The following is a 25,761-nucleotide window of genomic DNA, read 5'->3' on the forward strand; positions in this document are numbered from 1 at the left end:
CTACGGGGCGCCGTCCGCGAAGCCGGCTTCGAACTCCTCGACCTCGTCCTGGCCGAGGTCCAGCAGGGGGAAGTCGGAGGCGGTGTGTCCGCCCGCTGCCGGGTCGCCGGTGTGGGCCGCCAGGCCCGCCAGCAGGTCCAGCCAGCGCCGGCCCAGCCGCTCGACGGCCTCGTGCGGCCACAGTCCGGCGGGCCGGCCGAGCGTGAGGGTCAGTTCCGGCCCGTCCGGGGTGTCCTGGACGTACGCCCCTGCTTCCAGGGCGTGCGGGGCGGGCGTGCGGGGGTCGGCCGAACTGCCGACCACCGAGGTGCCGGCCGGCTGCCAGGCGTCCCCCGGCGCTCCGGCCCGGCCCGCACCCGCGAACCTGCCCAGGTAATTGAACCCGATGTGGGCGTCCGGCAGGGTGTCCAACTCCGGTGCGGTGTGCGGGTTCAGGTGGCGCAGCAGGCCGTGGCCGAGGCCGTCGCCGGGCACCGCCCGCGCCTGCTCCTTGACGCGTTTGAGCAGTTCACCGGCGGCCGGGCCGCCCTGCCGCGCCTCGTCCAGGCCGATCCCGGAGACGTCCAGGCGGACCGGGTGGACGCTGGTGAACCAGCCCACCGTCCGGGACAGGTCCGCCCCGTCGACCGGTTCGCGCCCGTGCCCTTCGACGTCCACGACGAGCGCCGCCGCGGGCCGGTCGTGGGCCGCCGCGCCCGCCAGCGTCGCGAGCAGTACCTCGTGCACGCCGCAGTGGAAGACTCCGGGGGCCTTGCCGACGAGGGTGGCCGCCGTCGCTCCCGCCACCGTCCAGGTGTGCCACTCCAGGCCGGCCAGCGTGTCCACGGCCGGGTCGAGCGCCCGGCCGCCCAGCGGTGGCGCCACGTCCTCGAACAGGGCGGTCCACGCGGGCAGTTCGGCGGCCCGGCGGTCGCCGGTGGCCTGGGCCGCGAGGGCGCCCGCCCACTGCCGGAACGAGGTGCCGACGGGGTCGAGTTCCGGCGTACGCCCGGCCGCCACCGCTTCACAGGCGGCCCGCAGGTCGGGGAGCAGGATGCGCCAGGACACGCCGTCCATCACCAAGTGGTGCACCACCAGCGCCAGCCGGCCGGGCTCGGTGGGCCCGGCGTCCAGCCACACGGCCCGCACCAGCCGGCCCGCCGCGGTGTCCAGCTGTCCGGTCGCCTCCCGGGCCACGCGGTCGGCGAGGTCGTCGAGGGTGCCGGCCGGGGTGTCCGCCGCGTCGACACGGGTGAGCAGCGCGGCCGCGTCGACCGTGCCGCGTCCGGGCACCACCAGGCGCGGTCCGCCCTCCCCGTGCGCCACCCGGGCCCGCAGCATGTCGTGCGTGTCCAGGACGGCGGCCAGCCCGCCGGTGAGGACGTCCGGCCGCAGGCCCGCCGGGGTGGTGACGACCATCCACTGCGCGAACTCGCCGCTCAGCGCGTACTCCCCCAGCGCCGCCATGGCCGGCGTCCAGGCCACCTCGCCCACGCCCGCGTCCGGGGCCGCGCGTACCGCGTCGGCGAGCCGGGCGACGGCGGCCAGCCCGCCCGGCGTCTCCTGCTCGAACACGTCCTGGGCGCTGAACAGCACCCCTTCCCGGCGGGCCCGGGTGGCGAGCTGCATCGACATGATCGAGTCGCCGCCCAGGGCGAAGAAGCCGTCCTCCGCGCCGACCCGTTCCAGGCCCAGCAGTTCGGCGAAGAGCCCGCACAGGATGTCCTCCGCCACCGTGCGCGGTGCGCGTCCGGCCGCCTTCCCGGCGAAGTCGGGGGCGGGCAGGGCTTTGCGGTCCACCTTGCCGTTGGCCGTGACCGGCAGCGCGTCCAGGACGAGGACGGCGGCGGGCACCATGTGGTCCGGCAGGGTGCGGGCGACGTGCTCGCGCAGGGCCTGGCCTTCGAGCGCGGGGCCGTCCGCGTACTCCTTGGCCGCCACGACGTAACCGACCAGCCGCCGCTCGCCGGGCCGGTCCTCGCGGGCGACGACGGCGGCCTGGGCGACTCCCGGCGCCGCGGCGAGCGCGGCCTCGACCTCGCCCGGCTCGACCCGGTAGCCGCGCACCTTGACCTGGGTGTCGGCGCGCCCGGCGAAGACCAGCTCACCGTCGTACGTCCAGTGCGCCAGGTCGCCCGTACGGTACATCCGGCCGCCGGGCGGGAACGGGCAGGCCACGAACCGCTCGGCCGTCGCCCCCGGACGGTCGAGATAGCCGCGCGCCAGACCGGTGCCCGCCAGATACAACTCACCGTCCACACCGGGCGGTACGGGCTGGAGGAACGCGTCGAGCACATACGCCTGCCGGTTGGCCAGCGGACGCCCGACCGGCAGCACGTCCGGAGCGGAACCGCCCGGCGGGAGCCGGTGCCAGGTGGCGCTCAGCGTGGTCTCGGTCGGCCCGTACAGATGCCGTACGGCCACCTCGGGGCACGCCGCGCGTACGCGGGCGACGGACCCGGCCGGAACCACGTCACCACCGGTCAGCACCTCCCGCAGCCCCGCGAAGCACTCCGGGTCCTCCTGCGCGGCCACCCGGAAGGAACCGGCGGTCAGGTGCACCGCCGTGACACCCGCCGCCACCGCCTCCCGCACCCGCTGCGCGTCCACCGCACCGGCCCCGGCCACGACGACCCGGGCACCGGAGACCAGCGGCACCCAGATCTCGAAGAGGGACGCGTCGAAGGCGTGCGGGGCGTGCATCAGCACCGCGTCGTCCGGGCCGAGCGCCCAGCCGCGGTCCGCGACCAGCGCGGCCACACTGCCGTGCGGCACACCCACACCCTTCGGCACACCGGTGGAACCGGAGGTGTACATCACATACGCCAAGTCGTCAGCGCTGAGCGCCGGTTGCGAACCAGTGGCCTCCGCCACCGCCGCCCGCACCTCCGGATCGTCCAGCACGACGACCTGCCCGGCCACATCCGCCGGCACCGCCGCCCGCGTCGCCTCCGTGCACAGCACGACCGACGGGCCCGAGTCCGCCAGCAGGAACGCCACCCGCTCCGCCGGATACCCGGCGTCCACCGGCACATACGCGGCTCCCGCCTTCCACACCGCCAGCAGCGTCGTGATCAGATCGACGGACCGCTCCATCACCACCGCCACCCGGCCCCCACGCCCCACTCCCAGACCGTCCAAGTACGCGGCAAGGCGGTCCGACGCGGTGTCCAACCCGCCATATTGAGCACTTTGACGCCCGTCCGTCACGGCCACGGCGTCCGGCGCGGACGCCACCCGGGCCGCGAACAGCTGCGGCACCGTGGCGGTCACCGCCTCCGCCGCGGTGGCGTTCCACTCCGCCACGGCCCGGTGCCGTTCCGCCGCGTCCAGGACGCCGACACGTCCCACCGGCGCCGCCGGGTCCGCCACCAGCTGCTCCAGTACCCGCACCAGCCGTCCGGTCAGCGCGCGGGCGGGCCCGGCCGGGATCAGGTCGGGCCGGTAGGAGACCTCCACCTCCAGCCGGTCGCCGGGAAGGATGCCGAGGGTCAGCGGATAGTGGGTGGCCTGGCGCAGGCCCAGCGTGGTGAAGGAGAGCGTGCCGGGCCCGGCCGGCTCGTCGGCCGGGCGGGGGTAGTTCTCGTACACCACCAGCGTGTCGAAGCCCGCTTCCGGCCCGGCGTGCTTCTGGATGTCGGCCAGGCCCAGGTGCTGGTGGGGCAGCAGCGCGGACTGGCGGGCCTGTACGTCCTTGAGCATCTCCACCACGGGCTGTCCGGCGTCGAGCCGTACCCGCACCGGCACCGTGTTGATGAAGAGGCCGACCATGGACTCGACGCCGGGGAGTTCCGGCGGCCGGCCGGCCACGGTCGTGCCGTACACCACGTCGTCGCGTCCGGACAGCCGGGCCAGGAGCATCGCCCAGGCGCCCTGCACGACGGTGTTGAGGGTCAGACCGTGCCGCCGGGCCAGGTCGGTCAGGTCCCGGGTGAGGGAGGCGGACAGGTCGGCCTTGATCTGGTCGGGCAGCGCCGGGGTACGGGCCGGGTCGGCGGGGGCGACGAGGGTCGGCTCGCCGTCCCCGGCCAGTTCGGCGCGCCACGCGGCCCGCGCCGCGTCCTTGTCCTGCCGGCCCAGCCAGGCGAGGTAGTCGCGGTACGAGGCGGTGCGCCGCAGCACCGAGGCGTCGCCGCCCGCCGCGTACACCCTGCTCGCCTCGTCGAAGAGGATCGGCATCGACCAGCCGTCAAGCAGGATGTGGTGGGCCGTCAGCACCATGCAGTGCCGGTCGGTGCCGAGGCGGACGAGCAGCACCCGCAGCAGCGGCGCCACCCCGAGGTCGAAGCGTTCCGCGCACGCGTCGGCGGCCAGCCGGCCGGTCTCGGCGAGCGCGTCGGCCTCGGGCAGACCGGACAGGTCGGTCTCCTGCCAGGGCAGTGCGGCCTCGCGGGAGACCAGCTGGACCGCCTCGCCCGACTTGCGGCGGTGGAAGCTGGCGCGCAGCGCCGCGTGCCGCGCCACCAGCGCCTGCCAGGACGCGCGCCAGCGGGCGGTGTCCAGCGGGCCGTCGATCGTCAGGGTGCGCTGGATGACGTAGACGTCCGGCCCCTGCTCGCCGAACCCGGCGTGGAAGAGCATCCCTTCCTGCAACGGGGACAGGGGCCACACCTCGGCGAGTGCCGAGCCCTTGCCGGATGCCGGTCCCGTGGCCGGTGGTGAGGTCTTCACAGCGACAGTCCCCCTTCGAGCCGTGCCGCGATCGCTTCGAACTCCTCGACCTCGTCCTGGCCCAGGTCCAGGAGCGGGAAGTCGGAGGGCGTGTGGCCGCCCGCCTCGGGCGCGGCCGTGTGGGCGGCCAGGCCGCCGAGCAGCTCCCGCCAGCGGTGGCCGAGGCGGGTGACGGCCGCGTCGTCGAGGACGCCGGCCGGTCCGCCGACCGTGAGGGTCAGTTCGGGCCCTTCGGGGCTGTCGCGGATGACCGCGCCTGCCTCCAGGACGTGCGGTGCGGGCATGTCCGGGTCGTCGGAGCCGCCCAGTGCGGTGCCGCCTGCCGCCTCCCAGGGCCCGGCGGTGCCTTCGGGGGCGCCCGCGGGGAACCGGCCGAGGTAGTTGAAGCCGATCTGCGGGGCCGGGAGGGCGGCCAGTACGGGCGCGGTCTCCGGGTTCAGGTGGCGCAGCAGCCCGTGGCCGAAGCCGTCGCCGGGCACCGCGCGCGTCTGTTCCTTGACCGCCTTGAGCAGCGCCCCGGCCGCCGGCCCGCCCGCCGCCACCTGGTCGAGGTCCACGCCGGACAGGTCGAGCCGTACGGGGTGCACGCTGGTGAACCAGCCCACCGTGCGGGACAGATCGGCGCCGGCGACCGGCTCCCGGCCGTGCCCCTCGACGTCCACGAGGACCCCGGCCGCCGCGTCCGCGTCCGGCCGCGTGCCGGCGACCGCCGCGGCCAGCGCCGCGAGCAGCACCTCGTGCACGCCGCAGTGGAAGACCGCGGGGGTCCGGCCCGCCAGGACCGCCGCCTGCTCGCGGGGGACGGGGAAGGCGCGGTGGCGCACGGTCGCCTGGGTGTCCGTGTCCGGGTCGAGGGCGCGGGTGCCGAGCAGCGGGTCGGGCCCGTCGAGTACGGCGGTCCAGTGCGGCAGTTCCGCCACCCGCCACGGCTGGGTCGCCTGCTCGGCCAGCAGCCCGGCCCACTGCCGGAAGGTCGTACCGGCCGGTTCGGGTTCCGGTGTCCGTCCGCCGGCCGCCGCTTCGCAGGCAGCCCGCAGGTCCGGGAGCAGGATGCGCCACGACACGCCGTCGACCGCGAGGTGGTGCACGGCCAGGGCCAGCCGGCCGGTCCGGTGCGGTCCCGCGTCCAGCCAGACCGCCTGGAGGAGGACGCCCGCGGCCGGGTCGAGCCGGCCGACCGCTTCCTGTGCGGCCCGTTCGGCGCGGCCGTCGAGTCCGGCGTCCGGCGTGCGGGCCGCGTCGACCCGGGTGACCAGCGCGCCGGCGTCCACCGAGCCCCGGCCGCCGACGGCCAGCACCGGCCCGCCGGGGCGCGGCACCACCCGGGCCCGCAGCATGGCGTGGGTGTCCAGGACGGCGGCCAGCCCGGCGGCCAGGACGTCCCGGCCGAGCCCGGCCGGTGCGCCCACGGTCATCCACTGCGCGAACCGGCCGCCGGTGATCCGCTCGCCGAGCAGCCGCATCACCGGTGTCCACGGCACCTCGCCGGTGTCCGCGCCGGCGGGGTGCGCGCCGGGTCCGGACGTGGCCGGCCGCGCCACCTCGGCCAGGCGTTCCGGGGTCTGTTCGTCGAAGACCTGGCGGGAGGTCAGCAGCAGTCCGGCCCGGCGGGCCCGAGCCACCAGCTGGAGCGACATGATCGAGTCACCGCCCAGCTCGAAGAAGCTGTCCTCGGCGCCGGCCCGCTCCAGGCCCAGGACTTCGGCGAACAGGCCGCACAGCACCGTCTCGTCCCGGGTGCGCGGCGCCCGCCCGGTGGCGTGCCCGGCGTAGTCCGGCGCGGGCAGTGCCGCGCGGTCCAGTTTCCCGTTCGGCGTCCGCGGCAGTTCGTCCAGGGCCACCACGGCCGCGGGGACCATGTAGTCCGGCAGGGTCGTGGCCACGTGGCTGCGGACGGACCGTTCGTCCAGCCCCGGCCCGGTGGGTACGGCGTAACCGACCAGCCGGCGTTCGCCGGGGCGGTCCTCGCGGACCACCGCGACCGCGTCCGCCACCGCGGGGTGCGCGGCCAGCGCCGCCTCCACCTCGCCCAGTTCGACGCGGAAGCCGCGCACCTTGACCTGGGCGTCCGACCGGCCCGCGAAGACCAGTTCACCGTCGGCGGTCCAGCGCACCAGGTCCCCGGTGCGGTACATCCGCCCGCCCGGCGCGAACGGGTTCGCCACGAACCGGGCCGCGCTCAGCTCCGCGCGCCCCAGGTAGCCGCGCGCCAGGTTGACCCCGGCCAGGTACAGCTCGCCGAGCACGCCCGGCGGCACCGGCTGGAGGAAGGCGTCCAGGACGTACGCCCGGGAGTTGGTGATCGGGCGGCCGATCGCGGGGGCGCTGTCGCCGTCCAGCGGCGCGGTCACGGTGGAGGTGACCGTCGCCTCGGTGACGCCGTACTCGTTGTACAGCTCCCGCCCGGCCGACCAGCGGCGGCGTACCTCGTCGGTCATCGGCTCGCCGCCGGTGACCAGCACCCGCAACCGCGGCAGGTCCTCGGACGGCAGCTGGGGCAGGAAGGCCGCGGGCAGCACCACATGGGTCGCCTGCTCCGCGCGCAGCAGGCCGGCCAGGTCCGCGCCGAAGGACTGCTGTCCGGCCGGGGCCAGGACGAGCCGTCCGCCCGCGCACAGCACCGGCCAGATGTCTCCCATGGACACGTCGAAGCTGGGTGAGACGCGCTGGACGACACGGCTGTCCGCGCCGATCCGGTAGCGCGCGGCGCGGTCCGCGACGAGGTTGGCCAGCCCGCGGTGCGGGACCAGTACGCCCTTGGGCACGCCGGTCGAGCCGGAGGTGTAGATCGCGTACGCCGCGTGGTCCACGCGCAGCGGCGCGCGCCGTTCGGCGTCGGTCAGCGAGCCGCCCGCGAGGCGCCGCACCGCCGCGGCCACCGCCGGGTCGTCCAGGACGACCGTACTGCCGTGCGCGGCGGCCGGGACCGCGGCCCGGGTGCCCGTCGTGCACACCACGACCGCCGGTCCGGCGTCCCGCAGGACGAACGCGACGCGCTCGGCCGGGTATTCGGGGTCGACCGGTACGTACACCCCGCCCGCCATCGCCACGGCCAGCACCGCGACGATCATCTCCACCGACCGCTCGACGACGACCGCCACCCGGCACTCGGGGCCCACGCCGTGGCCGGCCAGGTACCGGGCCAGCTGCCCGGCCTCGTGCTCCAGCCCGGCGTAGGTCAGCGCCCGCCGGCCGTCCTGGACCGCGACGGCGTCCGGTGTCCGCGCGGCCCGGGCCCGGAACAGCTCGGGCATGGCCGCGACGGTCACCGGCGCGTCCGTACGGTTGAAGCCGGCGACGACCAGCGCCCGTTCCTCCGGGCCCAGGACGCCGATCCGGCCCACCGGCGCCGAGCAGTCGTCCATCAGCTGCTCGAAGACCCGCACCAGCCGTCCGACCAGCGTCCGGGCGAGGTCCGCCGGGACCTGGCCGCGGCGGTGGGCCACGTGCACCCGCAGCCGCTCCCCCGGGATGACGCCCAGGGTCAGCGGGTAGTGGGTCGCCTCGCGGGTGCCCAGGACGGCGAAGGTGAGCGCGTCCGGGGAGCCGGGCGCGGCGACCGCGCGCGGGTAGTTCTCGTGGACGACGAGCGTGTCGAAGACCGCGCCGGGACCGGCCAGGCGCTGGATCTCCGGCAGGCCCAGGTGCTGGTGGGCCACCAGCGCGGCCTGCCGCTCCTGGAGGTCGCGCAGCAGCGCGAGCGCCGGCTGCGCGGCGTCGAGGCGTACCCGTACCGGCACGGTGTTGATGAGCAGGCCGACCATGGACTCCATGCCGGGCAGCTCGGGCGGGCGGCCCGCGACGGTGGCGCCGAACACCACGTCCGTACGGCCTGCCAGGCGGGCCAGTGCCAGGGCCCAGGCGCCCTGCAGCAGCGTGTTGACCGTCAGGCCGTGGCGGCGCGCCAGCTCCGTCACGCCGCGGGTGGTCTCCTCGGGGAGGTCGGTGATGAGGTGGCCGGCGTCCACGGGGCCCCGGTCCACGGCGCCCGGGGCGACGAGCGTGGGCTCGTCGGTGCCGGTGAACTCGGCGGCCCAGGCGTCCCGTGCGGCGTCCGTGTCCTGGCGGGCGCGCCAGGCGAGGTAGTCGCCGTAGGACGCGGCCGGGGCGAGGGCCGCGGCGTCGCCGCCCGCCGCGTAGACCTCGGCCAGTTCGGACAGCAGGACCGGCATGGACCAGCCGTCCATCAGGATGTGGTGGCTGATGACGACGAGCCGGTGCCGGTCCGCGCCCAGCCGGATCAGCAGCAGCCGCAGCAGCGGCGCCGCCGTCGGGTCGAAGCGGCGCTCCTGCTCCCGGGTGGCCAGTTCCTCGATGCCGGACAGCGCGTCGGCCTCCGACAGGCCGGAGAGGTCGATCTCGCGCCAGGGCAGGCGTACGTCACGGGCCACGACCTGGACGGCCTCGCCCGACGCGCGCCGGTGGAAGCTCGCGCGGAGCGCGGCGTGCCGGTCCAGCAGCGCCTCCCACGAGGCGCGCAGCCGGGCGGCGTCCAGCGGGCCGGTCAGCTCCAGCATCCACTGGGTCTCGTAGACGTCCGGGCCCTCCTCCTCGAAGGCGGACTGGAACAGCAGCCCTTCCTGGAGGGACGACAGCGGCCAGATGTCCGCCGGCCGCGGCACGGCGGCCTCCAGCTCCGCGACGCCGTCCTGGGTGAGGGTGAGCAGCGGGAAGTCGGAGGGGGTGTGGCCGCCCGCTCCCGGCCGGGCGGCGTGCGCGGCCAGGCCGCCCAGCATCTCCACCCAGTGGCGGCCGAGCCGCTGCACCGCCGCCTCGGTCCGCCCGTCCCCCTCCCGGTGCTGCCAGGTGAGCGTGAGCGTCAGGGTGGGTCCGCCGGCGGTCCCGCCGACGGCCGCCCCGGCCTCCAGGGCGTACGGGGACGGTTCGGCGCGGCCGGCCGCCGCTGCTCCGGCCGAGAGGTACGGGCCGCCCTGTTCCGGGCGTCCCGAGCAGCTGAACGCGATCCGGGGCGCCGGGAGGGCGGCGAGCGCGGGGCCCGTCCGCGGGTTGCGGTGCCGCAGCAGGCCGTGGCCGAAGCCGTCCCCGGGGACCGAACGCACCTGTTCCTTGACCGACTTCAGCAGCGTCCCGGCCGCCGGGCCGCCTGCCAGGACCTCGCCGAGGGCGGTGCCGGACAGGTCCAGCCGTACGGGGTGCACGCCGGTGAACCGGCCCACCGTACGGGACAGGTCGAGCCCGTCCGGGCCCCGGCGCCGGCCGTCCGTCTCGATGTCCAGCAGGACACCGGCCGGACGGTCTGCCTGGCGGCCTGCCGGAGCACCGGCCCGGACGTCCTCGCGCCCGTACGCCACGGCGGCGGCCAGCGCGGTCAGCAGCACGTCGTCGGCGGTGCAGTGGAACGCGGCGGGTGCCCGGTCCACCAGCACGGCCGCCTGCTGCGGCGGCACCGTCCAGACCATGCGGCGCGCCGTTCCGGCGGGGGCCGTTTCCGTGTCCGTACCCGCCGGTCCGAAGCCGTCCGGGAGGGCACCGGCCCCGGCGTCACCGTCCAGCACGGCGCGCCAGGCGTCCAGTTCCGCGGCCCGGTCCTCCTGCGTGGCCTGTCCGGCCAGCAGGTCCGCCCAGCGCCTGAACGAGGTGCCCACCGGGCCGGGCGCGGGTGTGCGGCCGGCGGCGACGGCTGCGCAGCAGGCCGCGAAGTCCGCCACCAGGACGCGCCAGGACGCCGCGTCCGCCACCGCGTGGTGGACGGCGAGCACCAGGCGGCCGGGCCGCGCGGGGCCCGGGTCGAGCCACACCACCTGGAGGTTCGCGCCGGCTGTCGGATCGAGCCGTGCCACCGCTTCGCGGGCCGCTCGCTCGGCGGCGTGATCGAGGTCGGCCGCGGCCACGGACTCGCGGGTGGTCAGGGCCGCCGCGTCGACCGTGCCGCGGCCGGGGATCACCAGGCGCGGGGCGGAGCCCTCGGGGGACGTCCGGGCGCGCAGCACGGCGTGGGTGTCCAGGAGGGCGGTGACGGCGGGCGGCAGGGTGTCCGCCCGCAGGCCGTCCGGGGCCGCCAGCACCGCCCAGCGCGCGTAGCCCGGAGCGGCGTCCGCCGGTGTCCAGGGCACCTCGCCGGTCTCGGTGTCCGTGCCCGGCCGTGCGTCCGCCGGGGAGGCCGCCACCCGGGCCAGCCGTTCCGGGGTCTGCTCGTCGAAGACCTGCGTCGTGGTCAGCACCAGCCCGGCGCGGCGGGCCCGCGCGGCGAGCTGCACCGCCATGATCGAGTCGCCGCCCCGCTCGAAGAAGCTGTCCTCGGGCCCCACCCGTCCGAGGCCGAGCACCTGCGCGAACAGTGCGCACAGGGCTTCCTCGGCGGGTCCGCGCGGCTCCCGCGCCGCCCCGCTCCCGGTGAAGTCGGGGGCGGGCAGAGCCTGGTGGTCCACCTTGCCGTTCACGGTCAGCGGCAGCCCGTCCAGCGGCACGAACGCCGACGGCACCATGTACTCGGGCAGCCGGCCGCCGACGAACTCGCGCAGCGCGGCGAGCAGCGCGCCGGTGTCCCGGCCCGCGGCGGCGCTGCCGCCGGACTCGCCGGTGAGCAGGGCGTCCGGGGCGCTGCCCGCGCCCGCCGCGGCCCGTTCGCCGCCCGGTTCGTCGCGGAACGGGCCGTCCCGGGACGGCTCGTCGCGGAACGGCTGCCCGTCGCGCGGCGGCTTGCCCTCGCGCGGCCCGCCGGCCGCCGGCTCGCCGGGAGCCGGCTCCGGCGTCTGCGCGACGACGTACGCGACCAGGCGGCGTTCGCCCGGCCGGTCCTCCCGGGCCACCACCACCGCCTCGCCGACCGCCGGGTGGGCCGCCAGCGCCGCTTCGATCTCCCCCGGCTCGATACGGAACCCGCGCACCTTGACCTGCGCGTCCGCCCGCCCGACGAAGACCAGTTCGCCGTCGTCGGTCCAGCGGACCATGTCGCCGGTGCGGTACATCCGCTCACCGGGGACGAACGGGCTGGCGGTGAAACGCTCCGCCGTCAGCCCGGGGCGGGAGAGGTAGCCGCGCGCCAGCCCGGTCCCGGCGATGCACAGTTCACCCGTCACACCCGGCGGTACGGGCTGGAGGAACGCGTCCAGGACGTACACCTGCCGGTTGTCCAGCGGGCGGCCGACCGGCAGTACGGACGGCACCGGGTCGCCGGGCCGCAGCCGGTGCCAGGTGGCGCACAACGCGGCCTCGGTCGGCCCGTACAGGTGCCGTACGGCCACCTCGGGGCACGCCTCGCGCACGCGCGCCACGGCGGCGGGCGGCACCACGTCACCGCCGGTCAGCACCTCGCGCAGCCCGGCGAAGCACTCCGGCGACTCCTCGGCCACCACCCGGAAGGACCCCGCGGTCAGATGGAGCGCCGTGACCCCCGCCGCCACGGCCGCACGGATCCGCGGCCCGTCCACCACGCCCTGCCCGTCCACCACCACCCGCGCGCCGGAGACCAGCGGCACCCACACCTCGAACAGCGACGCGTCGAAGGCGTGCGGTGCGTGCATCAGCACCGCGTCGTCCGCGCCGACGGACCAGTCCCGCTGCCCGACGAGCCCGGCGACGCTGCCGTGCGGCATCGACACGCCCTTGGGCACCCCGGTCGAGCCGGAGGTGTACATCACGTACGCCAGGTCCTCGGGCCCCACCCGGACCGCCGGGGCGGGTGCCGGGCCGGTGGCCACCGCCGCCCGTACCCGCGGGTCGTCCAGGACCACCAGCTCACCCGGCACGCCCGGCGGCACCGCGGCCCGGGTGCTCCCGGTGCACAGCACGACCGCCGGCGCGGAGTCGGCCAGCATGACCGCCACCCGTCCCGCCGGGTACGCCGCGTCCACCGGTACGTACGCCGCGCCCGCCTTCCAGACGCCGAGCAGCGCCACCAGCAGCCCGGCCGACCGCTCCATCAGCACGGCGACCCGGCTGCCGCGCGTCACCCCCAGCCCGGTCAGGTACGCGGCCAGCCGGCCCGCTTCCGCGTCCAGCTCCGCGTAGGTCAGCGAGCGTCCGTCGTCGGACACCGCGACGGAACCGGGCCGCCGCGCGGCCTGGCGGGCGACCAGCTCCGGCACCGAAGTGCCCGGCCGCTCGGCGCCGGTCGCGTTCCAGCCCTCCACGACCAGCCCGTGCTCCGGCGCGCCCAGCACGCCGAACCGGCCGACGGGCGCCTCGGGTTCGGCCGCCGTCTGCTCCAGCAGCCGCACGAAGGCCCGGTGGCCGGCCCCGGCCCACTCCTGGTCGTACAGCGCGGGGTCGGCTTCGAGGGCGACGCTCGCCCCGGCGTCGTCCGGCAGCTCACGCACCACCACGGAGAACGCCTCGACGGGCCCGCCCGGCAGGTCGTGGAGGACGCCCCGGACGTCGCCGAACCGCAGGCCCGTGCCGCTCGCCGGGACGGCGACCGAGGGCCCGAAGTCGCGGCGCCCGCCCGGCCGTCCCAGTTCGGCGTGCAGGTGCTCACCGCGGTACCGCCGGTGCTCCAGCAGCCCGTCGATCTCCCGCTGTGCCGCGCGGGCCAGTCCGGACAGGCTGTCGCCGGGCGACGCGGGCAGCCGCAGCGGCAGCACGTTGGCCGTCGCGCAGGGCGTCCGCCGGGCCGCGGGGCCCGTACGGCCGTCGACCGGGAAGCTCAGCAGCGCCTCGTCCGCGCCCGTCGTGCGGCACACGAAGATGGCGACCGCGGCGACGACGAGCGCGCCCCGGCTGACTCCCGTACGGTCCGCGGCCGTCCGCAGCGCTTCCCGGCCCGCGGCCGACAGACGGCCGGTCGCGCGGGGGCGGGCGTCGCGGGCGGCCGACCGGTGGCCCGGCACGGTGACCGGCTCCGGGCGGTCCGCGAAGTGCTCGTGCCAGTACCGGCGGTCGGCCTCGCGGTCCGGCGACTCCCGGTAGGCGGCCTCCTGCTCCCACAGCTCCCGCAGCGGGGCGTGCCCGGGGGCCCGGTACGGCTCACCGCGCAGGACCGCGCTGTACAGGGCGGCGACGCGACGGGCCAGCAGCGTGCTCCCGAAGTGGTCGAGCAGCAGCTGGTGGTGGCGCTGGTACCAGACGTACCGGTCGGGGGCCAGCTTGAAGAGGATGTGCGCACCGAGGTCCCCCTCGGTGGGGTCCGCCGGGTGCCGGCCGTCGGCGCGCATCAGCGCCTGCGCCGCTTCCCACGGCGCGTTCTCGGCGGTGAGGTCGACGTACCGCAGCGCGGTGCGCTCCCCGGCCGCCCCGATCACCTGCGCCGGGGCCCCGCCGTCCTGCGTGAACCGCAGCCGGAGCGCCTCCGTCTCGGCGACGGCCTGCCGCAGCGCCCGCTGGAAGACACCCGTGTCGAGCGGGCCCGGAACATCGGCGTACTGCCTGATGTCGTACTGCCGGGGCGGGTTCTCCGCGCGCTGGGCCAGCCACGTCCCCTCCTGGCAGTCGGTCAGGGGCGCAGTGAACTGTGCCTGGCCTTCCATGTCTCCCCCTTCGACGGACAACCCGTTACTCGCTCCTGCCTGCTGCGCCACCGCGGCGGTCGCCCGTCGCGGTGGCGCGTCGTTCCCCGTGTACGCGGCCGCCGCGGGCGGCCGTCGGTCAGCGGCCGCCGGGGCCCTGACCGGTGGTGTGCCACACACCGCCGCCCGGACCGCCCGGGCCGTCCCCCTCGTCGGGTCCGGACCCGTCGAAGAAGACCATGCCGCCCGGCATCATCTGCGCGGCCGCCTCCTGCGGCCTGCGGTCCTCCTCGGCGCCGTGGGCGTCCGGCTCGGGACCGCTGCCGTTGGCCGCCTGCCGGGCGAACTGCGTGCGGTACAGCTCCGCGTAGAGCCCGCCGGCCGCCAGCAGCTCCTCGTGCGTGCCCCGCTCGCGGATGCCGCCCTCGTCGAAGACCAGGATCTGGTCGGCCTCGCGGATGGTGGACAGCCGGTGCGCGATGACGAGGGACGTCCGGCCGTGCAGCGCCGTCCGCAGGGCCTGCTGGACGGCCGCCTCGGACTCCGAGTCCAGGTGCGCGGTCGCCTCGTCCAGGACGACGATCGAGGGCGCCTTCAGCAGCAGCCGGGCCAGGGCCAGGCGCTGCTTCTCACCACCCGAGAGGCGGTAGCCGCGGTCGCCCGCCACCGTGTCCAGACCGCTGGGCAGGGAACTGATCGTGTCCCAGATCTGCGCGGCCCGGCACGCCTCGATCAGCTCCTCCTCGGTGGCGCCGGGCCGGGCGTACGTCAGGTTGTTGCGGATGGTGTCGTGGAAGAGGTGGGCGTCCTGGGACACCACACCGACGGTGCGGCGCAGCGAGTCGAGGGTGACGTCGCGCAGGTCCTGCCCGGCGATGCGGACGCTGCCCGCCGAAGGGTCGTACAGCCGCGACACCAGGTGCGTGGCGGTCGTCTTGCCCACACCGGAGGGGCCCACCAGCGCGGTGAGCTTGCCGGACGGCGCCGTGAAACTCAGGTCGCGCAGCACCTCGGGCGGCTCCTGGGCCCGCTCGCCGGCCGGCAGCGCGCGGGACTCCAGGGACGCCAGCGAGACCTCGCTGGCCCGCGGGTAGCGGAAGGACACCTGGTCGAAGGTGACCTCGGGGGCCGCGCCGTCGTTCGGCGCGGTCAGTTCGGTGGCGTCCGGGCGCTCGGTGATCAGCGGCTTCAGGTCGAGCAGTTCGAAGATCCGGTCGAAGCTGACCATCGCGGTGTGCGCGTCGCCCTGGACGCTGGAGAGCTGGGTGATCGGGCCGTACAGACGGGCCAGCAGGGCGGCCAGGGCCACCAGCGTGCCGACCTGGAAGGTGCCGTTGACCACCATGGCGCCGCCGAGGCCGTACACGAGAGCCGTGATGACGGCGGCGAGCAGCGTCATGATGATGACCGTCAGGCGGCTCAGCACCGTCCAGGTGACGCCCACCTTGCGCACCTTCTCCGCGCGCTCGGCGAACAGTTTCGCCTCCTCGCGCGGGCGGCCGAAGAGCTTGGAGAGCATCGCGCCCGCCACGTTGAAGCGCTCGCCGATGGTCGCGCCCATCTCGGCGTTCATCTGCATCTGTTCGCGGGAGTAGCGCGTCAGCCGCCGCCCGACCAGCGCGCCGGGCACCATGAACACCGGCAGGATCACCAGCGCCACCAGGCTGACCAGCCACGACAGGTAGAACATGCTGGCCAGGACCAGGACCAGCGTGAACACGCTGGACAGTGAACCCAGCAGGGTGCCCAGCGCGTGCTGCGCGCCGACCACGTCCGTGTTGAGCCGGCTGACCAGGGATCCGGTCTGGGTCCGGGTGAAGAAGGCCAGCGGCTGGCGCTGTACGTGGGTGAACGCCTGCACCCGCAGGTCGTAGCTGACGCCCTGGCTGATCCGGCCCGCGTAGTAGCTCTGGGCGAGCTGCAGTGCCGCGTCGAGGACGGCGAGGCCCGCGACGACGAGGGAGACCACCGTCAGCACCGAGGTGTCCCGCTGCAGGATGCCGACGTCGATGATCTCCTTGAGGAGCAGCGGCGTGGACACGATGATGAGCGAGTCCACCAGGGTCAGCAGCAACAGCAGGACGGTCTCGCGGGAATGCGGTTTCGCATAGGCGAGAATCCGGCGGAGCGTTCCCGGCCGGAGCCGCTGCGCAGCCGTGGAATTACCCGGGTCGTCGTACGTCGCCAGCATGATGCCCGAGCCTTGTCCGGCAAACATATCAGCGGAAACCTCCTGGGTCGGGATTCCTGGCCATGCGGTCGACCGCATGGAAAAGGCGGCACCCCGAGGGCGCCCGTGCCGTCGAGTTCGGCGGGTTCTGGTGAAATCCGGGCCACCGGCCGCGGAGCCCGGCATATTGCCCTGGTGCGGTGCGCCGTTGCGACGATACCCATATCGATCCCCGCCAGCCAGGCCGATGGGCCAGGGGCGGCTCCAGGGATTTCTCGCCGGCCCGCGGAAAAGGTGAAGGTGAATCACCGGTCCACGGCACGCCGGTGCACCGGAGAATTCACGGTGCCGGGTGCCGGACGGCCCGGCGGGCGGCCGTGGTTTCGCCGTCCGCCGGTACCGACCGTATCGCGCATTTCCACCAGGTGCGGCTGGACGGACCGGAGTCCGTCCAACCGGTCGATTTCCTCACTTGGACATGGTCCGGCCGCCTGTCACACGGCCTCGGCGACATTCCGCTCGGCCCGCTGGGCGAAGTCCGCCCAGATGTCCGCGCATTCCCGGGCCAGCTGGGCGATGATGCCGCTGCAGTGCGGGGGAATGTTTGCCATGATGTCGTCCCACTCCTCCGCACTGATCGTGTGAATGCTCAGCAGCCGCAGCAGCGTGCGCCCGGTCTCGCTGAACCGCAGGGCCGGGTCGACCTTGAGGCGGCGGACGACCCCCGTCCGGTCCTGCACGGGCATCCGGGCGGGTGCCGGAGCCGCGGCGCCGTCCCCCGCACCGGCGGACGCGGCGGCCACCGGCTCCTGCGGTGCCCGCTGCTGCCGGCCCCGCGCCTTCAGCAGCGGCTCCTCGCCGCGGCGCAGCCGGTTGCGCACATCGCGCGCCGTCTCCGGCGAGATGCCGGACGCCCGGGCGATCTGCCGCAGCGACAGGCCGGGGTTCTCGGCGATGAGGTTGCCGGCGAGCCGGCGGCCCTCGGCGCCGTTGAGCGGCCGGAAGCGGCCGTCCTGGCCGATCCTGCCGCGCCCCGCCGCCGCGCCCGAGACCCGCCGGCGGATCTCCGCGACGGTGCCCGGTGCGATGCCGGTGACCGAGGCGATCATCCGGTCCGACCACAACGGGTGGGTGCGGATGATGCGTTCGGCCGCGTTCTTGCGGTCCGCCATGGACAGCGGAAGGCCGTGCGTGATGTTGGATTCGACGGCGAGGACGAAGGCGTCGGCCTCGTCCCCGTCGAAGAACCGGACCGCGATCTTGTCGTCGCCGCGCCGCTCCGCGGCTCGTAGCCGGTGGACGCCGTCGATGACCCGCATCGTCGCGCGGTGCGCGATGATGGGCGGCAGCGGTGCCTGTGCCACCGTCAGCATTTCCACGTGTTCTGCGTCTTCCCCGGATATGCGCGGAGAACCGGCCACCGAAAGTGAATCGATCTCCACTTCGACGACCGTCTGCATATCCAGGTGTGCCTGCCCAGGTTCCACTCCAGGCTCCTCGCGTTGTGATTCCCCCGTGCGCAAGCTCGCGCCGACGCACCCTAACGACGTACGGCAGGCCCGTGCTTCGGCGATGCCGGCCTGAGGAGGACATCGCCGGGCCGTTCAGGTGTGTAGAACCCACCCCCGCTTCTCGACCGGTGACAACTCCCGGCGGGGGAGGAAGGTTCCCGAACCGCAGAATTCGCCCCATGCGAAGCGGAACACATATGCAAACAAACCATCTTCCCCCATTCAGATACATACTCTAACAGTGCCTTTATCTACGGGGCACCCCTACCTGACGCGCCTGAACCCGCGATGTCGCATTCCGCGGGCCTCCGGAATGGCGTTCTTCACGGCCGGCCCCCGCCCGCGGAACGACGGCTTCCGCACATTGACGATCATTTGGCCCGCGGCTCACGCGACGCGGCCCCGCCGCGCCCCTCCTCCCGCCGCGTCCAGCCACCGGCGCCCCCGCCGGCCGCCGGTGCCACGTACGTCCAGCCGTGCCGGCGCATCAGCTTGCGTACGCCCTGCACCGTGTAGGTGACGTGGAACCGCCGCACGATGACGGTCTGGATGCGCTCCAGCGTCCAGCGGTCCTCCGCCCAGCCGTAGGCCGCCGGCCCCCTGGCCAGCTCCGCCTCCAGCCGGCGGAACTGGGCCGGGCTCAGCCGCGGCCGGGACGCCGGCCCCTTCGAGCCGAGCGCCCGCTCCCCCTCCTGCTGCCAGGATCTGCGCCACCGCTGCACCGACCGCACGCTCACCCGCAGATCCCTGGCGATCACCGCGTTGGTCTCGCCCCGCGCGAACCGCTCGACCGCCTTCAGCCGCAGCCGTGCGCGGAACTCCCGCCGCTCGGCGGTCAGTCCGCCGCCCTGTGCGTATCGCATCCCTTGGACATACCGCAGGGCGCGCGCCGCGTCAGCCTCCGGCGACATCACGGGTTCAGCACCGGTACCCCTATCGCGGTGGGCGCCGTGCACCGGGGAACACCGGTTCCCGGACGCCACACGCGTCCGGCCGCCCGCGCGGAAAATGGCCTGTACCAAGCGGCCGGACGGTGGGTCGTGTGCGCTTTCGTCCGGCCGCCCGTCGGGGTACCCCTACCGGCGGTGCGCACCCCGCCGGCCGGGGCCGGGGACCTCGGGAGCCGCAGGCGCCTCAGGAGACGGCCGCGGCCCGCGGCACCGGCTGCGTGAGCGAGCGGCCCATCAGCGGTGACAGGATCGTGGCCGTACTGGCGATCTCCCGCATGTCGGCCTCCAGCAGCGCCTGGTCGCCGTCGCACCGCGCGGTCTCCGGCGCCGGGTGCACATCGATCATCACACCGTCCGCGCCGACCGCCAGCGCCGCCCGCATCAGCGGCAGTACCAGTTCCCGGCGGCCGCCCGAGTGCGACGGGTCCACGATCACCGGCAGGTGCGACAGCCGCTGGACCACCGGCACCGCGCTGATGTCCAGCGTGTTGCGGGTCGCGGTCTCGAACGTGCGGATGCCGCGCTCGCACAGCACGATGTCCAGGTTGCCGCGCTGTGCGATGTACTCGGCGGCCATCAGCCACTCGTCGATCGTCGCACCGAACCCGCGCTTGAGCAGGACGGGTTTGCCCGCGGACCCCACCGCCTGCAGCAGCGCGAAGTTCTGCATGTTGCGGGTGCCGATCTGGAGCATGTCCGCGTAGGAGGCGACCAGTTCGACGCTGCCGGGGTCGATGACCTCGGTCACCACCGGCAGCCCGGTCTCGGCCCGTACGTCGGCGAGGATGCGCAGCCCGGCCTCGCCCAGCCCCTGGTAGGCGTACGGCGAGGTGCGCGGCTTGAACGCGCCGCCGCGCAGCAACGACGCCCCGGCGGTCTGCGCCATCCGCGCCGCGGTGAGGGTCTGCTCGGCGGACTCCACCGCGCACGGCCCCGCGATGACGGACAGGGTGTCGGGCCCGATCGGCACACCGCCGACCCGCACGACCGACCGCGCGGGGTGGTGCTCCCGGCTGACCAGCTTGTGCGGCACGGAGATCCGTACGACGTCGAGGACGCCTCTGCGGCTGCGCAGGTTGAGCGCCTCGAACTCGTCCACGTCACCGACGAGTCCGACGATCGTCCGGGTCACCCCCCGGCTGACGAAGGCGTCACCGCCCGCCGCGCGCACCAGGCCGACGACGGCGTCGACATCCTCCTGCGTGGCCCCTGGGGCCATCACCACCACCATGAGGGGTTCCTCCCGTTGATCGGCCGGCAACGGCCGGCCGGATGTGGTTGGTCGGGAAACCGGCGCACGCCCGCACCGCCGTACGCCGAAACGGCCGCCGGGGCTCGTGAAGGCGGTACGGCCACCGCGCCGCCGGCGCCGAGCGGCCGCGCGCCGCGGCACCGTCCGTGCGGTCCCACGGGCCCGGACACCTCCGGGCCACGGCCCTGCGCACCCCCACCCGCCAACCCCTGCGGAGCCGGGTTCAGCCCCAACTCCCTTACTGAGCAATGGAGTTCACGGAACGTGGTGGTAGCGTCGTCAATCATTCCACACCCGCTCGCCGGAGTGTCCAACCGCGCAACGTCCACCGCGGCCCGCCGGCGCCTCGCGCCCGCCCCGCCTACCCGGCACGCAGGCAGTCCCGCGCGGCCCCGTCACCGCACCCGTCGAGCCCGGTGTCCGCCACGGCGTCCTGCTCCAGCCGCGTCGCCAGGTCGGTACGGCGCTGCACCCCCAGCTTCCGGTAGGCCCGCGTCAGGTGCTGCTCCACCGTACTGATCGTGATGAACAGCGCCCCGGCGATCTGCCGGTTGGTGTGCCCCCGGGCGGCGAGCGTCGCGACGCGCAGCTCAGCGCCGCTCAGCTCGGCGGGCGGCCGGCCCGCACCGCCCGTACCGGACCGCTCGGGCGGGCCCGCGCTCGCCGCGCCGACCGGCCAGGCCTTCAGGACGGGCGCCTTGATGCCGCACTCCCGCATCAGCTGCTGCGCCTTGCGCGCCGCCATCCGCGCCCGGCTGTCGTCGTTCCTGTCCCAGTAGCTGTACGACAGTTCCGCCATCGCGTACGCCAGCTCCAGCCGGTGCCCGCCGCGCTGGAGGATGTCCATCGCCTCCCCCAGGAGCCGCGGGCGGTCCGCGCGCTCGGCCAGCGCCGCCAGCACCCGCAGCGCCACGCCGCGCGTCCACAGCGTGCGGGGCCCGGTACGGGCCAGCTCCTCGTCCAGCAGGGCCCGGGCGCGGCGGTCGTCCCCCAGCGAGACGTGCACCTGCGCGGCGTCGGTCCGCCACGGCACCAGCCCGGACAGGTCCAGGCGCCACCGGGCCATCAGGTCCCCGCAGCGGTGGAAGTCCTCCAGCGCGGCGTACGGGCGGCCTGCGGCGAGCTGGTAGTGGCCGCGCGCCCAGAGGTACAGCAGCCCGCCGGGCGTCCGGAACGCCGCGTCGGGCACGGGCACCTTCAGGTGCGCCGCCGCCTCGTCCAGCCGCCCCGTGGCGGCCTTCGTGTACAGCAGCGCGGCGACCGGGGCGGCGACGGCGGCCCCCCATCCCTCCGGCGGTACGACGGTGAGCGCGGTGTGCGCCGACTCCTCCGCCGCGGCCAGCTCGCCGAGTCTGATCTCGATGAACGCCTTGGCCGAGGCGAACAGCGACTGCCACATCGGCGTCCGGTGCTCCCGTGCCTCGGCGAGGAGGATGTCGCACCAGCGGGCGGCCTCCCGCAGCCCGTCCGCGACGATGAGCGCGACCAGCGCCGCCAGGCCCGCCTCCGGGGCACGGTCCTCCGGCCGGGTCTCCTGGAGGATGCGCTCCGCGCGGCCGATCACGTCCCCGGTCACCCGCTGGTCCAGTACGGAGGCCATCAGGGCGAGCGCACGCTGCTGGGTGTCCTGCTCGGCCGCCGGGCCTGCGTCGCGGGCCCCCGCCGCCCCGGCGCGGTACGGACCTGCGGCCACCTCGGCGCGGTACCGCCCCGCCGACTCCGGATACCCGTAAGCGACCCAGACGCGCACCGACTCCAGCCCTCCTCCCCCTCCCCCGTCCTGCCCCTCGCCTTCCTCCCCTGCCTCCTCCGCGACCCGGAGGACTTCCAGGGCGTCGTCCGCCCGGCCGGCCCACAGCAGCTGCCCGGCCAGCGCCTTCACGTCGCGCGCCGGGAGCCGCCCGGCCAGCGCCGCGTCGGTGAGCGCCGGCAGGTGCGGTACGGCGGCGGACGGGTCGACCCGCCACCCGGCCCGCACCAGCGCGGCCCTGACCGCGAGCGCCTGCTCCTCGTCCGCGCAGCTGGCCCTGGCCACCCGCAGGCAGTCCAGCGCGGTGCCCGCCTCGTCGCGGGCCAGCGCGGCCTCGGCCGCCTCCAGCAGTACGGGCAGCGCCCACGGCGCGTCCACGGTCTCCGCGGCGACCAGGTGGGGGGCCAGCACGGCCGCCGGGGCACCGTGCTCGTACAGCACCTGGGCGACGCGGGCCTCCAGGCGCGCGCTGCGCGGCGGTTCCGCCCGGCGCAGCACCGCCGTCCGGCCCGCCTCGTGGCGGAACCGGCCATGGGCGAGCAGCCCCATGTCGTGCAAGGCCCGCAGCGCGCGCTCACCGGCCTGCCGGGAGACGCCCAGCAACTCGGCGGGCCCCACGCGCATGGCCCGCTCCCCGAGCACCGCCAGCAGCCATGCCGTACGGCGGATGAGAAGGTCACCGCGGCTCAGGCACTGCGCCACAGCACGCTCGTACGCCTCACCGGGCACCAGCTCGGCGCTCCCGGCCGGCTCCGCGTCCGCGTAATCGTCCAGCAGCGCCCGCATCAGCAGCGGACTGCCGCCGCTCAGCCGGTGGAATTCCGCCACCGGCGGCGCCGACCGCCGCCCTTTCTGCCCGTCGGCCAGCATGGCGACGACACCGTCCCGCGGCAACGGACCGACGTGCAGGAATCGGCACGCCGGACGCCGCAGCAATTCCCGCCGCGCCGCACTGTCCTCCCACTCCGTACCCGTACTTTCCCCGAGAACCACCAGAATCCTGCTGACATCCAGCCGCCGCACCACGTACAACACGCATTCCAGCGAATAGGCGTCGATCTGCTGCACATCGTCAACACACACCACGACCGGCCGCTTCCTGGCCTGGGCGAACAGAATGCCGCACACCCGTGGAAAGACGTTCACGGCGATTTCCGCGGGAATGGTCCCCGCGGCCGCCCGGGCCGGCGCGTCACCGCCGCCGGCCGGCGGCGGCAGCCACACCACCGGTTCCCCGCCGGCACCGGCCGGCTCCGCGGTACGCAGCAGCTGCCCGGCCACCCGCAGCGGCACGTCCTTCTCCGCCGCGGTCGCCGTGGCCTGCAACCACAGCGCGCCCGTGGGCGCCGCCCGCTCCCGGAAGGCGCGCAACAGGGCCGTCTTGCCGCCGGCCACCGCGCCGCTGACCACCACCACGCCCCCGCGCCCGGCCGCGCAGGCGTCGAGCAGGCCCTCCAGGACGGAGAGCTCCGTGTCCCGCTCCACCAACTTCATGAGCCGGTTCACCCCCGTATCCGGACTCGTGTTGTTCAGTTGGACGGATATCCAGCCGCAACCGACCCTTCGGCTCCAACGGTCACAGGAAATCCACACAGGCCGGCATTCCCGGCCCCAGGAACAGTCACCGCCCGCGTCCGCACCCCGGCGCCGACCGCCCCACCCGACATGTTCCGCATTACCTCAACATTACCCCGCCCGAGCCCCCCGACCAGGCCGCCCCGGAAAGTATTTCAGGAGTCCACCATTCCCCTCCGGCCGACTCTCCGCGAGCTTTGACGAAGCCCTCACCGGGCGTAGCGGAAATCACCGGAGGGCACACAGAAAAACACCCCAGGAAAACCCACAGGGAACCAATCACCCCGGGCGCCCCGGCTGCCCTGATCGCCACCACTGCCCCGCGCACCCCGACTGCCGCGACCGCATCGGCCGACCCGATCGCCTCGGGCGTATCGGAGGCGCCGGCCGTACCGAACGACAAGAACCCCGTGGTCCCTGAGGACCGCGGGGTTCTTCGTGTGTGTCCGAGGGGGGACTTGAACCCCCACGCCCGATAAAGGGCACTAGCACCTCAAGCTAGCGCGTCTGCCATTCCGCCACCCGGACCAGGTGTGGTCTTCGCGGGGCGTTCCCCGCGGCGACATGGACAACAATACCAAGGTTTTGGAGTGGGTTTCACCTGCGTATCCCCTGCGGGCATAAGCGCAGGTTATGGGGGTGAACCGTCGGCCAGTACGGCGTCGAGGCCGTCGCTCCCTCGCCCCCGCTGCCGCTCACCTCTTCACTGCGCCCCGTTTTGCGGTTTCCGCAAAGAACTTTGTCGGTTCGGCGGGAGAGGGCGCAGGTTGGGGAGCGGAGGTGGTCACGATGACCCGAGAGACTTCAGACATCCGGCCGCGGGAGCGGCACGACGGCGACCGGTACGACGTGGTGATCGTCGGAGGCGGTCCGGCGGGGCTGAGCGCGGCGCTCATGCTGGGTCGTGCCCGGCGGTCCGTCTTGGTGATCGACGCCGGTGAGCCCCGCAACGCGCCGGCGGCGCACCTGCACGGCTTCCTCTCCCAGGACGGCACTCCGCCCGGAGAGCTGCTGGCGGCGGGGCGGCGGGAAGCGGCCGCCTACGGGGTCGGGGTGCGCGCCGGCCGGGTGCGGTCGGCGGTGCGGGACGGCGGCCTGTTCGCGGTCACCGACGACGCGGGGCGCACCGTACGGGCCCGGCGGCTGCTGGTGACCACCGGGTTCACCGACGAGCTGCCCGACGTCCCCGGCCTGGCCGCGCGGTGGGGGCGCGACGTGCTGCACTGCCCGTACTGCCACGGCTGGGAAGTCCGTGACCAGCCGATCGGTGTCCTGGCCACCGGCCCGATGAGCGTGCACCAGGCCCTGCTGTTCCGCCAGTGGACCGACCGGCTCACCCTCCTGCTGCACACCGGTCCCCGTCCCACGGACGAGGAGTACGAGCAGCTGGCCGCGCGCGGCATCGCGGTCGTACCCGGCGAAGTGACCGGCCTGGAGATCAGCGACGACCGCCTCACCGGGGTCCGCCTGCGCGGCGGCGGGCCGGTCCCGCTCCAGGCGCTGACCGTGGCGCCCCGTGCCGTCCCGCGCGCCGCGTTCCTGGACACCCTGGGGCTGGTCCCCACCGCGCACCCGAGCGGCCTGGGCTCGTACATCGCCGCCGACCGGACCGGCCTGACGCCCGTACCGGGCGTGTGGGTCGCGGGCAACGTCGCCGACCTCACCGCGAACGTCCTCGCCTCCGCCGCCTCCGGCTCGGCCGCCGCGGGGGCGATCAACGCCGACCTCGTCACCGAGGACACCCACCGCGCGGTACGGGCCCGTAAGGACCCCTTCTCGGCCGAGGCGGAAGCCCGCGTCTGCGCGCTGGTGGCAGGCGACCGGCGCCACGGACTGTGACCACCCGCCCATCCCCCTCCCCGCACCCCTACAGGAGTCAGACATGGACGCCCAGTTCTGGGACGACAGGTACGGCAGCCGCGACCAGCTCTTCAGCGGCGCGCCCAACGGAGTGCTCGTCACCGAGATCACCGGCTGCCCGCCGGGGCAGGCGCTCGACGTGGGCTGCGGCGAGGGCGCCGACGCGCTGTGGCTCGCCCGGCACGGCTGGCACGTCACCGGGGTCGACATCTCCGCGGTCGCCCTGCGGCGCGCCGCCGAGGCGGCCGCGGACGTCGCCGACCGCGTCGCCTGGGCGCGGGCCGACCTGAACGTCACACCGCCGCCGGCCGCCGCGTTCGACCTGGTGTCCGTCCAGTACTTCCCGCTTCCGCACCAGCCGGGCCATGCTGCCCTGCGCGGCCTGCTGAACGCCGTCGCCCCCGGCGGCACCCTGCTCTTCGTCGGTCACGACATCGCCGGCCCGACCGCGCGGCCGGTACCCGACGTCGATCCGCGCGCCTTTTACCAGCCCGCCGACATCGCCCGGCTCCTCGACCCCGGCTGGACCGTACAGATCAACGAAACCCGTCCCCGGACGGTTCCCGCCCCCGCCGGCACGCACCACACCCACGACACCGTCCTACGGGCCCGCCGCCCGCGCTGACCACACGGCCCTAC

Annotated in this window: 9 protein-coding genes and 1 tRNA gene; 2 read left to right on the top strand and 8 right to left on the bottom strand. The window is 75.1% G+C overall.

Going from position 1 to position 25,761, the window contains the following annotated elements:
- From AB0L45_RS11875 to AB0L45_RS11910, 8 genes are all read right to left on the bottom strand, one after another.
- Nucleotides 1-4,650 (bottom strand): amino acid adenylation domain-containing protein, encoded by a 4,650-nt coding sequence (locus AB0L45_RS11875; RefSeq protein WP_365838667.1) that lies wholly within the window; start codon nucleotides 4,648-4,650, stop codon nucleotides 1-3.
- The gene (locus tag AB0L45_RS11880) at nucleotides 4,647-14,075 is read right to left on the bottom strand and encodes an amino acid adenylation domain-containing protein (protein ID WP_365838669.1); all 9,429 of its coding nucleotides are present in this window, start codon (nucleotides 14,073-14,075) and stop codon (nucleotides 4,647-4,649) included. Before AB0L45_RS11880 ends, AB0L45_RS11875 begins: the two co-directional genes overlap by 4 nt.
- Nucleotides 14,076-14,193: 118 nt before the next feature.
- Nucleotides 14,194-16,272: an ABC transporter ATP-binding protein gene (locus tag AB0L45_RS11885; protein ID WP_365838671.1), complete on the bottom strand. Its 2,079-nt coding sequence runs from the start codon at nucleotides 16,270-16,272 to the stop codon at nucleotides 14,194-14,196.
- Nucleotides 16,273-16,718: 446 nt separating this feature from the next.
- On the bottom strand, nucleotides 16,719-17,597 hold the full coding sequence (locus tag AB0L45_RS11890) for a ParB N-terminal domain-containing protein (protein ID WP_365839027.1): 879 nt from the start codon (nucleotides 17,595-17,597) through the stop codon (nucleotides 16,719-16,721).
- A gap of 509 nt (nucleotides 17,598-18,106) precedes the next feature.
- Entirely contained in the window at nucleotides 18,107-18,598 is a 492-nt protein-coding gene (locus AB0L45_RS11895; RefSeq protein ID WP_365838673.1) for a winged helix-turn-helix domain-containing protein, read from the bottom strand.
- A gap of 271 nt (nucleotides 18,599-18,869) precedes the next feature.
- On the bottom strand, nucleotides 18,870-19,916 hold the full coding sequence (gene aroF / locus AB0L45_RS11900) for a 3-deoxy-7-phosphoheptulonate synthase (protein WP_365838675.1): 1,047 nt from the start codon (nucleotides 19,914-19,916) through the stop codon (nucleotides 18,870-18,872).
- A gap of 382 nt (nucleotides 19,917-20,298) precedes the next feature.
- On the bottom strand, nucleotides 20,299-23,181 hold the full coding sequence (locus AB0L45_RS11905; RefSeq protein ID WP_365838677.1) for an AAA family ATPase: 2,883 nt from the start codon (nucleotides 23,179-23,181) through the stop codon (nucleotides 20,299-20,301).
- Between the two features lie 524 nt (nucleotides 23,182-23,705).
- Nucleotides 23,706-23,790: transfer RNA gene (locus tag AB0L45_RS11910), tRNA-Leu, on the bottom strand.
- A gap of 261 nt (nucleotides 23,791-24,051) precedes the next feature.
- Here AB0L45_RS11910 and AB0L45_RS11915 point away from each other — a divergent pair.
- Nucleotides 24,052-25,101: an NAD(P)/FAD-dependent oxidoreductase gene (locus tag AB0L45_RS11915; RefSeq protein ID WP_365838679.1), complete on the top strand. Its 1,050-nt coding sequence runs from the start codon at nucleotides 24,052-24,054 to the stop codon at nucleotides 25,099-25,101.
- A gap of 43 nt (nucleotides 25,102-25,144) precedes the next feature.
- Nucleotides 25,145-25,747, top strand: coding sequence for a methyltransferase domain-containing protein (locus tag AB0L45_RS11920; RefSeq protein ID WP_365838681.1), 603 nt, complete (start codon nucleotides 25,145-25,147; stop codon nucleotides 25,745-25,747).
- Nucleotides 25,748-25,761: the final 14 nt, after the last annotated feature.

Source organism: Streptomyces sp. NPDC052496 (genome assembly GCF_040679095.1).
Taxonomy (GTDB): domain Bacteria; phylum Actinomycetota; class Actinomycetes; order Streptomycetales; family Streptomycetaceae; genus Streptomyces.